The 12235-nt window shown below is 64.6% G+C and carries 12 protein-coding genes; 5 read left to right on the plus strand and 7 right to left on the minus strand.

Going from position 1 to position 12235, the window contains the following annotated elements; all coding sequences use genetic code 11:
- Positions 1 to 28: 28 nt before the first annotated feature.
- The gene (gene rep, locus AAGT95_RS05155) at positions 29 to 2077 is read right to left on the minus strand and encodes a DNA helicase Rep (protein ID WP_110707438.1); all 2049 of its coding nucleotides are present in this window, start codon (positions 2075 to 2077) and stop codon (positions 29 to 31) included.
- Positions 2078 to 2173: 96 nt separating this feature from the next.
- On the opposite strand from rep, the gene AAGT95_RS05160 reads away from it, so the two are divergent.
- Positions 2174 to 2629 carry a GNAT family N-acetyltransferase gene (locus AAGT95_RS05160; protein ID WP_110601537.1) on the plus strand — a complete coding sequence of 152 codons (456 nt, stop codon included), beginning with the start codon at positions 2174 to 2176 and terminating at the stop codon, positions 2627 to 2629.
- A 20-nt stretch (positions 2630 to 2649) separates the two neighbouring features.
- On the opposite strand, the gene trmL is transcribed toward AAGT95_RS05160, so the two are convergent.
- The 3 genes from trmL to pyrE all read right to left on the minus strand — a co-directional run bounded on the left by trmL (position 2650) and on the right by pyrE (position 4692).
- The gene (trmL, locus tag AAGT95_RS05165) at positions 2650 to 3120 is read right to left on the minus strand and encodes a tRNA (uridine(34)/cytosine(34)/5-carboxymethylaminomethyluridine(34)-2'-O)-methyltransferase TrmL (protein ID WP_110602090.1); all 471 of its coding nucleotides are present in this window, start codon (positions 3118 to 3120) and stop codon (positions 2650 to 2652) included.
- A 125-nt stretch (positions 3121 to 3245) separates the two neighbouring features.
- A complete protein-coding gene (locus AAGT95_RS05170) occupies positions 3246 to 3815 on the minus strand; it encodes a YfaZ family outer membrane protein (RefSeq protein ID WP_232822152.1) in 570 nt (189 codons plus the stop codon).
- Positions 3816 to 3990: 175 nt separating this feature from the next.
- A complete protein-coding gene (pyrE, locus tag AAGT95_RS05175) occupies positions 3991 to 4692 on the minus strand; it encodes an orotate phosphoribosyltransferase (protein ID WP_342595760.1) in 702 nt (233 codons plus the stop codon).
- A gap of 139 nt (positions 4693 to 4831) precedes the next feature.
- Here pyrE and AAGT95_RS05180 point away from each other — a divergent pair, with 139 nt between their 5' ends.
- The gene (locus AAGT95_RS05180; protein WP_110601541.1) at positions 4832 to 5602 is read left to right on the plus strand and encodes an exodeoxyribonuclease III; all 771 of its coding nucleotides are present in this window, start codon (positions 4832 to 4834) and stop codon (positions 5600 to 5602) included.
- A gap of 135 nt (positions 5603 to 5737) precedes the next feature.
- Here the strand turns inward: AAGT95_RS05180 and AAGT95_RS05185 are convergent, their stop codons facing one another.
- From AAGT95_RS05185 to AAGT95_RS05195, 3 genes are all read right to left on the minus strand, one after another.
- Complete coding sequence (locus AAGT95_RS05185) at positions 5738 to 6463, minus strand: 16S rRNA (uracil(1498)-N(3))-methyltransferase (protein WP_342595761.1); 726 nt, start codon at positions 6461 to 6463, stop codon at positions 5738 to 5740.
- Positions 6464 to 6472: 9 nt separating this feature from the next.
- Positions 6473 to 6958 (minus strand): protein-export chaperone SecB, encoded by a 486-nt coding sequence (gene secB, locus AAGT95_RS05190; protein ID WP_110601544.1) that lies wholly within the window; start codon positions 6956 to 6958, stop codon positions 6473 to 6475.
- 99 nt (positions 6959 to 7057) lie between these two features.
- The gene (locus AAGT95_RS05195; protein ID WP_110601545.1) at positions 7058 to 7480 is read right to left on the minus strand and encodes a rhodanese-like domain-containing protein; all 423 of its coding nucleotides are present in this window, start codon (positions 7478 to 7480) and stop codon (positions 7058 to 7060) included.
- 366 nt (positions 7481 to 7846) lie between these two features.
- Here AAGT95_RS05195 and gpmI point away from each other — a divergent pair, with 366 nt between their 5' ends.
- The 3 genes from gpmI to AAGT95_RS05210 all read left to right on the plus strand — a co-directional run bounded on the left by gpmI (position 7847) and on the right by AAGT95_RS05210 (position 12185).
- The gene (gene gpmI / locus AAGT95_RS05200; RefSeq protein WP_342595762.1) at positions 7847 to 9421 is read left to right on the plus strand and encodes a 2,3-bisphosphoglycerate-independent phosphoglycerate mutase; all 1575 of its coding nucleotides are present in this window, start codon (positions 7847 to 7849) and stop codon (positions 9419 to 9421) included.
- Positions 9422 to 9466: 45 nt separating this feature from the next.
- Positions 9467 to 10645: a murein hydrolase activator EnvC family protein gene (locus AAGT95_RS05205; protein WP_342595763.1), complete on the plus strand. Its 1179-nt coding sequence runs from the start codon at positions 9467 to 9469 to the stop codon at positions 10643 to 10645.
- Positions 10646 to 10781: 136 nt separating this feature from the next.
- On the plus strand, positions 10782 to 12185 hold the full coding sequence (locus AAGT95_RS05210; protein ID WP_342595764.1) for a S41 family peptidase: 1404 nt from the start codon (positions 10782 to 10784) through the stop codon (positions 12183 to 12185).
- Positions 12186 to 12235: the final 50 nt, after the last annotated feature.

A 12235-nucleotide genomic window follows, 5' to 3' on the forward strand; every position in this document is an offset into this window, starting at 1 on the left:
CTGTCGCCATCGGCGCCACAGGGAATCTCTAGCCTAGCAGCGAACGCAGCCCGGCGATGGCGCTCTGGCCACGCTCCTGCTTCTTCTCGGGGTTCTCCTTGTCGGCGCGGCCTTCCCACTCCAGATCGTCCGCCGGCAGTTCGTCGAGGAAGCGGCTCGGCGTGCAGTCGAGCAGTTCGCCGTAGGCCTTGCGCTGGCGCGCCAGGGTCAGTGTCAGCGTGCGCCGGGCGCGGGTGATGCCGACATAGGCCAGGCGCCGCTCCTCCTCGATGGTGCCGGATTCGATCGAGTTGCGGTGCGGCAGCAGCTCCTCTTCCAACCCCATCAGATAGACGTGGGGAAACTCGAGCCCTTTCGAGGCGTGCATGGTCAAGAGCTGGACCCGGTCGGAGTCGTCCTCCTCGGCCTGCTGCTCTAGGATGTCGCGCAGCACCAGCCGCGAGATCGCCGACTGCACATCGTCGGTCTCCTCACTGGCCTCGCCCTCCTCGTCGTCGCGGTGCATCGACTTCTCGAGCTGGTCAATCAGGGTCCAGACGTTGGCCATGCGGCGCTCTGCGATGGTCGGCGCGCTGGCGTTCTGATAGAGCCAGGCTTCGTAGTCCATGTCGCGGATCATCTCGCGGATCGCGGCGATGGCGTCGCCCTGGTCCATGCGCTTGCGCACGCCGTCGATGAAGTGGGCGAAACGCCCCAACCGCTCGACGGCACGCGTCGGCAGCACCTGCTCCAGCCCCATCTCGTGGCAGGCGGAGAACATCGAGCCACCACGCTCGCTCGCGTAGTTGGCGAGCTTTTCCAGCGTGCCGGGGCCGATCTCTCGGCGCGGCACGTTGACGATGCGCAGGAAGGCGTTGTCGTCGTCCGGATTGATCAGCAGCCGCAGGTAGGCCATCGCATCCTTGATCTCGTTGCGCGAGAAGAACGAGGTGCCGCCGGAGAGCTTGTAGGGAATCTGATGGTGCTGGAGCTTGAGCTCTAAAAGCCGCGCCTGGAAGTTGCCGCGATAGAGCACGGCGAAGTCGCGCCACTCGGCACGCTCCTTGATTCGGCGGGTCAGGATCTCGCCGGCCACGCGCTCGGCCTCGGCCTCCTCGTGGCGGTTGACCACCACCCGGATCGGATCGCCCTGGCCCATGTCCGACCACAGCGTCTTCTCGTAGACGTGAGGGTTATTCGCGATGAGCGTATTGGCGGCGCGCAGGATGGTCGCGGTGGAGCGGTAGTTCTGCTCCAGTTTGATCACGTTCAGGCGCGGGAAATCCTCGCCCAGCGTCACCAGATTCTCCGGCCGGGCGCCGCGCCAGGCGTAGATCGACTGGTCATCATCCCCCACCACGGTGAAGGTGGCGCGCTCGTCCATCAGCATCTTCACCAGCTGGTACTGGCTGACATTGGTGTCCTGGTACTCGTCCACCAGCATGTACTGGATACGTTTGCGCCAACGCGCCAAGGCCTCGGGATCGGTCTTGAGCAGCACCACCGGCAGCATGATCAGGTCGTCGAAATCGACCGCGTTGTAGGCCTTGAGATGGCGGTTATAGGCTTCGTAGATCCGCGCGGCGTACTGCTGGTCCTCGTCTTCCGCATGGGAAATCGCCGCCCCGGGTAGCACCAGGTCGTTCTTCCACTGGGAGATCTGGTTCTGCACGCCGTTGATCTGTTCGGCATCGGTGTCCGCCTCTTTCTGCATCAGGTCCCGCAGCAGCGCCTTGGCGTCTTCCGGGTCGAACAGCGAGAAACCGGGACGGAAGCCTAGCGCCTTGAGCTCGCGACGGATGATGTTGAGCCCCAGGTTGTGGAAGGTGGAGACGGTCAGGCCGTGCCCCTCGCGCCCCTTGAGCATCTGCCCCACGCGCTCCTTCATCTCGCGCGCCGCCTTGTTGGTGAAGGTGACCGCGGCGATCTTGCGCGCGCTCATCCCGCACTCCTGGACCAGATAGGCGATCTTGGTGGTGATCACGCTGGTCTTGCCGGAACCGGCGCCGGCCAGCACCAGGCAGGGGCCATCGATAAAGCGCACCGCCTCCTGCTGGCGCGGGTTGAGCTTGGCAAGACGTTGGCGAATATCGGACATGAGGGCAGAATCGCAGAGGTGAAGAAAGCGTCGAGAAAGAGAACGACGGAATCAGGACGACAGAGTCAAAACAACAACGCGGGAATGATACACCTCATGCAGATCAAAAGAGACGATCTCCACGGCCCCGAGATTGCCGCCATGCTGGAAGCGCATCTCAAGGACTTCGAGCCCCACTCTCCGCCCGAGAGCCGTCACGCGCTGGATCTCGACGGGCTGCGACGCCCGGAGGTTCACTTCTACACCGCCTGGGAAGATAACGAGCTGCTGGGCTGCGGCGCATTCAAGCGCCTCGACGATACGCACGCCGAGATCAAGTCGATGCGCACCGATCCGAACCATCTACGCAAAGGCGTGGCGCGGGCGATCCTGGCGCACCTGATCGAGGAGGCGCGTGCCGCCGGCCTGCAGCGGCTGAGCCTGGAGACCGGCCCGATGGCGCACTTCGCCCCGGCCCGAGCGCTTTACGAGGCATTCGGATTCACCTACTGCGAGCCGTTCGGCAGCTACCGGGAAGACCCGTACAGCGTGTTCATGACTCGACGGCTGTAGGCCAACGGATCACGCCGCGCTCAGACATCCACCGCACCGGCGAAATCCATCTGGCGCCACGCTTCGTAGACGATCAGCGCACAGGCGTTCGACAGGTTCAGGCTGCGGCTATCGGCGAGCATCGGGATGCGAAGGCGCTGCGCGGGAGGCAGCGCTTCGAGCATCGATTGGGGCAGGCCGCGGGTTTCCGGACCGAAAACCAGAGCGTCGCCTTCGCGGAAGTGGATGTGATGATAACCGTGGCGACCCCGGGTCGAGACCCCGAACACACGCTCCGGCCCGACGGTTTCGAGAAACGCCGCCCAGTTGGCGTGGACCTGGACCCGGGCCCACTCGTGATAGTCGAGCCCGGCGCGGCGCAAGCGCTTGTCGTCGAGTTCGAAGGCCATCGGTTCGATGATATGCAGGCGAAATCCGGTATTGGCGCACAACCGGATGATATTGCCGGTATTGGGCGGGATTTCGGGCTCGAACAGCACGATATCAAGCATGGCGGCCAGCTCGGAGGCGGGTGACTCTCGCATCATACGCAATCGACACAGCTTTCTACAGCGCCCCCACAACGGCGCCGGCCTCCTCGTTCTACCGCGAAGCCGGCGCCGTGGTCTGGAATGTCCTAGAAGCCGACGCTGACGCCGAGCACCGGCCCGCTGTCCAGCGTACGGCCGTCGTCGTTATCGAAGTCGGTACGCATATAGCGATAGCCGCCGTAGACGTAGGTCTGCGAAATGATGTTGACCCGCGCCTGGGCGCCGTACTCGTAGCTCTTGTCGATGTCGCCGTGGGCCAGCCCTTCCGGCGTGTAGAAACCGTAGGCACCGATGGAGGTCAACGGAATGGGCGTGTCGACGAACGCGGAACCGCCGAGCCCCAGGCCGCCGCCATTGCCGTAGTGGGTGTCCTGGTACTGGTAACGTCCGCCAACGGCGAGATCGATGCCGGGAATCCATGGCGTGAACATCAGCGAACCGGAGTAGGCCTTGGCGTTATGGCCACTGTCGTCGGTGTTCAGGTAACCGACGCCGGCCCGCACCGAGGGCAGGATGGTCTGGCTGGCTTCGACACCGAAGGAGTCGTCACCACCGTTGGCGGAAACGCTCAACGCCATCGCCTGTTGACTGGCGAAGACAAAGGTCGCTGTGGCAAGGGCAAAGCCCCACGGTTTCATCCTGTTGCGCTTGATCATGATACGTCTCCCGAGATTCGCGTCGAAACGCGTTGGACCACTCGCTTAAGCGTGACATAATCTGGGAAATTATCAAACGGTGTTTTTAAACCTTTTGTAACACCCTGCCGCGAGCCGGCTGCAACCGATCGAGGCAGCCATGAGCAGGCTGCCGGACACGGGGTCAGGGCTCGGCTCAGTGGGCGTCGGTGACGCCGTAGCGATCACGGTAGGCGCGGATGGCTTCGGCGTGCTGGGCGATGGACGTGCCATCGTCACCTTGGCCTGGCCGGGTTTCGAGATAGGCAAGCAGTTGATCGAGGTTGACGATGCTGACAACCGGCATATGATACGTCGCCTCGACTTCCTGGATGGCGCTGTGCGGCTTCAAGCCCTCGTCACCCTGGCCACGCTCCTGACGGTCGAGCGCGATGACGACGCCAGCGGCCCGGGCACCGGCCGCTCGGATGATCTGCATGACCTCGCGGATTGCCGTTCCGGCGGTGATGACATCGTCGATGATCAGGACGTTGCCGCGCAGTTCGGCGCCCACGATGTTGCCACCCTCACCGTGGGTCTTGGCCTCCTTGCGGTTGAAGGCAAAAGGCAGATCGCGCTGATGGTGATCGGCCAGAGCAACGGCTGTGCTCGCCGCCAGCGGTATACCCTTGTAAGCTGGACCAAATAGTACATCGGCTTCGATGCCGCTGTCGGCGATGGCACTGGCGTAGAAACGCCCCAGGCGAGCCAGGGCACGGCCGGAGCGGAACAAGCCGGCATTGAAGAAATAGGGACTGACACGACCGGACTTGAGCGTGAACTCACCGAAGCGCAACACCCCTTCGGCGATCGCAAACTCGATGAACTCCTGCTGATACGGCTGAATCTCGACGCTCACCCCGGGGTCTCCCTAAGTCCTTATTGCATGGCCTCGTGAATCTTGACTGACCGCTACCGTTTTGGCCAAACGAAGCAGTCATTTACCTAAACCTTTCAAGCTCGGGTATCATACACGCGCGACAAAGAAGGAACACTGTATGAAAATCGCCAGCATCAATGTGAACGGGATCCGAGAGGCCGTCGAGCGGGGCTTCCTCGACTGGCTGGCCGAACAGGATGCTGACGTCGTCTGCGTGCAGAACCTGAAGGCCAAGAGCTTCGAGCTCGATGACAGTATCCTTTATCCAGAAGGTTACGAAGGTTATTTCCTGGATGCGGAGAAGGATGGATTCTCCGGCGTGGGGCTCTACTGCCGCAAGATTCCCAAGGCCATCATGTACGGGCTTGGCTTCGAGCAGTGCGACAACGAAGGGCGCTTCCTGCAGGCCGACTACGACCGCTTCAGCATCGCGACCTTCCTGATGCCCAGCGGCGACGACGATCCGGCCGCCAAGCAGACGTTCATGACCCAGTATCTGGAGTACCTGAACAAGATGGCTCGCAAGCGTCGCGAGTACATCATCTGCGGAACCTGGCACATCGCGCACAAGACGCTCGATCTCGCCAACTGGACCGACAATCAGACGACGCCCGGCTTCAAGCCCGAAGAGCGCGCCTGGATGGATCAGGTGTTCGGACCGACCGGCTTCATCGACACCTTCCGCGAGGTCAATCGGGATGCCGACCAGTACACCTGGTGGCCCAAGCTCGATCAGGAAGTGTCGCGGACCCGTCAGGAAGGCTGGCGCCTCGATTACCAGATCGTCGGTCCCAACTTCCGGCGCAACGTGAAGGACGCCTGGATCGATACCGACGCGACCTTCAGCGAGTTCGCCCCGCTGATCGTCGAGTACGATCTCGAGCTGTAATCGCCCGGCACGACGCACGCCAGCAGCTGTCAGCGATTGAATGTCAAAACACCCCGCCAACCGGATCTTCGGCTGGCGGGGTGTTTTTGTTGGCCGGCATCCGGTGCCAGACCGCGCGACGCACCTGGCCTGCGGCTAAAGATCCCCGTAGTGGTGCTGCAGCAGCGTCAGCGCGACCACCGGCGCTGTCTCGGTACGCAGAATGCGCGGTCCGAGGGTGAGCGGTTGGAAGCCGGCGCGGCGGGCGGCATCGACTTCGGTGGCGCTGAGCCCACCTTCGGGGCCGATCAGCAGCGCGGCAGCGTCGACCGCATCCGCCGGCCGCCAGCTATCGTCGGTGGCGGGATGCAGCACCAGACGCAGCGCTTCGTCACGCTCGCCGAGCCACTCCGCCAGCGTCCGCGGTGGGTGAACTTGCGGTATCGTCGCCCGCCCGCACTGCTCGCAGGCGCTGATCGCCACACCCTGCCAGTGCGCCAGTTTCTTCGCCTCGCGATCGCCCTTGAGCCGCACATCGCCGTGCTCGACATAGAGCGGCGTGATCGCGGCCACGCCCAGTTCCACGGACTTCTGGATCGCATAGTCCATGCGATCGCCCTTGGAGATCGCCTGCCCGAGATGAACCCGCAGCAATGATTCCGTCGCGATCTCCGTCACCGCCTCGATCCGGGCGACGACCCGCTTGCGACCCACCTCGATCAGCCGCGCCTGCGCCTCGCGACCCTCGCCATCGAACAGGATCAACGGCGCGTCCTGACGAAGCCGCAATACCAGCGCGACGTGACGCGCCGGCCCCTCGGGCAGAACGACATCGCCGCCAGCGATCAGGCTGGCGGCGACATGGATGCGTGGCTTGACCATGACCCGGGCTTACTGGGTGGTTTCGCTGGCCTGGGCGGTGCGCTGCTTCTTCTGGGCGTACATCGCCTCGAAGTTCACCGGCGCCAGCATCAGCGGAGGGAAGCTGCCACGGCCGACCAGGCTGTCGATGCACTCCCGGGCGTAGGGGAACAGGACGTTGGGACAGAAGGCGCCCAGCGTGTGGTCCAGCTGGTCGCCGGCCAGGCCGGCAATGCGGAACAGACCGGCCTGCTCGACCTCGACCAGAAACGCCGTGGCGCCATCTTCGTTGTTCGAGACCTGAGCGGTCACCTTGACCACGACCTCGTAGAGGTCCTCACCCACCGACTGGCTGGTGGTATCGAGATCCAGACCGACCTTGGGCTTGAACGGCTGCTGAAAGACGCTCGGCGCGTTGGGCGACTCGAACGAGATGTCCTTGACGTAAATGCGCTGCAGGGAGAATTGCAGCTGCGGCTTTTCCTGGGAACCCTGCTGATTGTTGTCTTCCGCCATGATGCGTTTCCTTTACGTACGTTCCTGAATGACTGGCCATGCCGACCGGCCGGCGTGCCGGGCAGCATGGCGATGGCGATTCGGCGAGCGGGGCCCTGCTCAGCGGCGCACCACCGGCAGGCTGTCGGCCTGCCACTGTGCCATGCCGCCCTTGAGCTTGTAGACCCGGGTGAAGCCGGCCTGGGTGAGTTCGGTGACGGCGGCACCGGCAGACTGCCCCTGCTTGCAGACCACGATGACCGGCGTCTCCTTGTACTTCTCGAGCTGCGTCAGACGCTCCTTGAGCCGGGACTGCGGAATGTTCTTGGCACCGGCGATATGCCCGGCCTTGAACTCGCTGCTCTCGCGGATATCGATCACCACACCGTCTTCACGGTTGATCAGCGAGGTGGTCTCGGTGGTGGAAACACCGGAGGCACCGCCACGCTTGGCCTCGAACGCCAGCCACGCGAGCAGGACGACCAGAAAGGCGCTGACCAGCAGCGGATGGTTTTCGACGAATTCGAACAACTGATCGATCATGGGTCTGCCGACACTCTAAATCTGGGGCCAATGGGATCGCGAAACGCCTTCACGGCGTGCGACTCCGCCCTTGGCGCGTCTGCGTCAAACCGCGTCTTGCACCTCGGCGTGGAAGCCTTCGTGGCTCGGGACGCGAACGGCTGAAAATCCTGGCCCGCTAGCGGGCGCCGGCCATTATACACGAGGGCGTCGGTGAAACGAGGCAAGCGCAAGGCAGACGGCTGACCCGACTCGCCCGGTGCGCTATCCTTTGAGGCCTTCGTTCCAAAACGACGAATTCCAGAACGGCAGGTTCCAGCATCTCCGGTGCCGAACGATAGGTTTCGACACGACTCACGCCGCCCATCCGATTTTTCGAGGCTTGTCATGGCAGATACTTCCCGCACTCCGCGTCCCGTCGCACTGTTGATTCTCGATGGCTACGGCCAGAACGACGACAGCGCCAACAACGCCGTCGCCGCCGCCGATACCCCGGTGATGGATCGCCTCAAGCGCGACTATCCCAACACCTTGATCCACACCGATGGCAACTACGTCGGTCTGCCCGAAGGCCAGATGGGCAACTCCGAAGTCGGCCACATGAACATCGGTGCCGGCCGGATCGTCTACCAGGATTTCACCCGCATCACCAAGGCGATCGCCGACGACGAACTGAAGACCATCGAACCGCTCACCGCACCGATCGACGACGCGGTCGCCAACGACAAGGCCGTCCACCTGATGGGCCTGCTCTCTCCCGGCGGCGTCCATAGCCACGAAGATCATCTGCTGGCCGTGGCCGCCCTGGCCGCCGAACGCGGCGCCAAGCGAATCTATCTCCACGCCTTCACCGACGGTCGCGATACCGCGCCGAAAAGCGCCGGCGCCTCGATCGAGCGCACCAACGCCCGCCTGGCCGAGCTGGTCGGTGCCGACAACGGCTTCGTCGCCTCGATCGTCGGCCGCTACTTCGCGATGGATCGCGACAATCGCTGGGACCGTGTCGAGAAGGCCTATCGGGTGGTGCGTTTCGGCGAGGGCGAGCACGTTGCCGACAGTGCCGAAGCCGCCCTGGCAGCGGCCTACGAACGCGGCGAGACCGACGAGTTCGTCGCCGCCACGGCGGTGCGGCCGAGCGGCGACAAGATCGCCATGGCCGATGGCGACGCGGCGCTGTTCCTCAACTTCCGCGCCGATCGCGCCCGCGAGCTGACCCGCGCTTTCGTCAATCCGGACTTCGACGGCTTCGACCGGGGGGAAAGGGTCAAGCTGGCCGGCAAGGGGCTGGTGATGCTGACCCAGTATGCCGACGACATCGACACGCCGGTCGCCTTCCCGCCGCGAGACCTGGTCAATACCCTGGGCGAGGTGGCGGAGAGCCACGGTCTCACCCAGCTGCGCATCGCCGAAACGGAGAAGTACGCCCACGTGACGTTCTTCTTCTCCGGCGGTCGCGAGGCGAAGTTCGACGGCGAGGATCGTGCCCTGATCCAGTCGCCCAAGGACGTCAAGACCTACGACGAGAAGCCGGAGATGAGTGCTTTCGAACTCACCGACACGCTGGTCGAGGCGATCGAGGGCGGCAAGTACGACCTGATCATCTGCAACTACGCCAACGGCGACATGGTGGGGCATACCGGTGACCTAGGCGCCGCCACCAAGGCGATCGAGGCCGTCGACACCTGCCTGGGCCGCGTCGTCGAGGCGATCGAGAAAGCGGGCGGCGAATGCCTGGTCACGGCCGATCACGGCAATGCCGAGATGATGGTCGACCCCGAGACCGGCAATCCGCACACCTCCCACACCACGTTCATGGTGCCGCTGGTCTACGTCTGCCGCGACAAGGCCGCCAGGCTCAAGTCGGATGGTCGGCTTTGCGACCTGGCGCCGACGCTGCTGCACATGCTGCGCCAGCCGGCTCCCGAAGAGATGACGGGTGACGTGCTGATCGATGATGCGTAACGCAGGCTCGTCTCAGACCATCGTCCATGCCAGGGTTCGCCCGACGTGAGACCCAGCGAGGACACCCTCTCCTGTCGGCGCGGGCAACGCAGAATCGGGCTCTCTCTCCTGCTGGCCGGCAGCTTGCTGCTGGCCGGCTCCGTCTTCGGCCAGGCCAACCCGCAGGAGGCCCGGGCGCGGCTGGACAGCCTGGCGACCGATATCCAGGCGCTGCAGGGCAAGCTGGACAATACCCAGGCCGCTCGCGGCGACGCCCAGGATGACCTGAAGCAGGTGGAGACGGCGATCGGCCAGACCCACCAGCGTCTCGACTCGCTGCAGGCGGAGCGACGGCAGCTGGACGACGAGGTCGCCGATCTCGAACGGCGTCGCCAGGGCCTGGCCGCCGATCGCCAGCGGCAGCGCGAGGCGCTGGCGCGGCAGTTCGATGCGCTCTATCGCCTCGGCACCACGCCGCAGCTCAAGCTGCTGCTCAATCAGGACGATCCGGCCGAGGTCGATCGACTCCAGCACTATCTCAATGCGCTGTCGTCGGCACGCCGGGAGCGCCTCGACCAGCTCCGGGAGATCAATCGTCAACTGGACGACAACCTGGCGGAGATCGATCGGCGGCGCTCACGCCTGGATGACGTCCAGGCCGATCTCGAACAGCAGCAGCAGCGCCTGGCGAAGAACCTGAAGGAGCGTCAGGCCCTGGTGGCCAAGCTGAACGGCCGCTACGACAGCGAGCAGGCTCGTCTCGAGGATCTCAACCAGGATCGTGCCCACGTCGAACGCCTGCTGGACCGGATGCAGAAAGAGCTCGCCAACCTGAAGAAGCCGCCCCCTTCGACCGATATCCGTCAGACCAGAGGCGGCCTGCCATGGCCCGTCCAGGGAGCGATGCTGTCGAGGTACGGTAGCGGCGAGGGCGTCAATCGCAACGGCATTCTGATCGGGGCGCCCACGGGGACGGCAGTCAAGGCCGTGCATGCTGGCCGGGTGGTCTTCGCCAACTGGATGCGCGGCTTTGGCAACCTGCTGATCCTCGACCATGGCGACGGCATTCTCACGCTCTATGCCCATCTCCAGCAGATCGATGTCGACCCCGGCCAGCAGGTCTCCAACCGGCAGACGGTCGGGGCCGTCGGCGATACCGGCGGTCAATCGAGGCCGGCACTCTATTTCGAGGTGCGTCAGAACGGCAATCCGATCAATCCCGGCAACTGGATTGCCAAACGCTGATCGGCAAGCTGGATCATCGGCCCGGCGAAACGCTATGCTGGGTTATCAAACGCCGTTCCTTCACGGATATCGGTATCGCCAGACGCCTCGGGTATCGGCGCCAGCGAATCCACCCAGCTCGAGTCGCGGAGACCGCATGAATTCAAGCCGCCTGAAGCCAGGGCCTGCCCGCGCGGATCTTCTCGCCCGGAGAGCCGCCTTCGTTCCCACGCTGGGCGCCGCGCTGATACTGATCCTGGGTCTGGCCCCGGTCGCCCAGGCCCAGCAGGACAGTACCGCCGGCGCTCCCACCCAGGCCGAGCATGATGCCGCCAACGGCTTGCCGGTGGAGGACGTCCAGACCTTCGCCGAGGTCTTCGAGCGCATCAAGCGGACCTATGTGGAGCAGGTCGACGACAAGACCCTGCTGCGCAACGCCATGCGAGGCATGCTCAGTCAGCTCGACCCCCACTCCGAATATCTCGACGCCGATGCCTTCCAGAACCTGCGCGAGACCACCGAGGGCGAATTCAGCGGCGTCGGCATCGAGATCGGCCTGCGTGACGACCAGCTCACCGTCATCGCGCCCATCGACGACACCCCGGCCGCCCGTGCCGGCATTCAGCCGGGCGACCGAATCGTGGCCATCGACGGCACGCCGACCAGCAATCTGAGCCTGCAGGAAGCCGTGGACCTGATGCGCGGCGAGGCCGGTACCGATATCGAGCTGTTGCTGCTGCGGGACGGCGAACAGGAGCCCCGCAACCTGACGCTGACCCGCGAGTCGATCCAGTCCGAGAGCGTCTCCAGCCGCCTGCTGGAACCCGGCTACGGCTATCTGCGGATCAGCCAGTTCCAGAGCCGGACCGGCCAGCAGACGCATGACGCGCTGGAGTCGTTGCTGAAACCGGGGCCGCTGAAGGGGCTGGTGCTCGACCTGCGCAACAATCCCGGCGGCGTGCTCTCCAGCGCCGTCGACGTGGCCGATCAGTTCCTCTCCAGCGGCCTGGTGGTCTACACCAAGGGCCGGCTGGTCGATGACGACATGCGCTTTACCGCCCACGCCGACACGACCGCTCCCGACGTGCCACTGGTGGTGCTGATCAACGGGGGCAGCGCCTCCGCCGCCGAGATCGTCGCCGGGGCGCTGCAGGATCAAGGACGTGGCGTGCTGATGGGCACGCGCAGCTTCGGCAAGGGTTCGGTGCAGCAGGTGATGCCGCTGGGCAACGGCGACGGGCTCAAGCTCACCACGGCGCGCTACTACACCCCCAGCGGGCGCTCGATCCAGGCCGAGGGCATCGCACCCGACGTCCGCGTGGTCAGCGGCCGCCTGGAGGTCGAGGAGAACAGCGGCTTCCAGCTTCGCGAGTCCAACCTGCGCGGGCACCTGTTGAACGGCAATCCCGACCAGGCGGCGGACAACCCCGACACCCCGGTCGCGGCCAACGACTACCAGTTGGGGGAGGCGCTGAACCTGCTCAAGGCGCTCAACGTGGTGCAGCGACCCAAGGCGGCGTCAGGTGTCGCTACCCAGGGAAGCGCCGAGCCCGCTCCCTGACACACCGCAAGCCGGCATCGATCGGATGAGAACCGCGAGACGGCTGCCCA

The sequence above is a fragment of the Salinicola lusitanus genome, assembly GCF_038648475.1.
GTDB classification, from domain to species: domain Bacteria; phylum Pseudomonadota; class Gammaproteobacteria; order Pseudomonadales; family Halomonadaceae; genus Salinicola; species Salinicola lusitanus.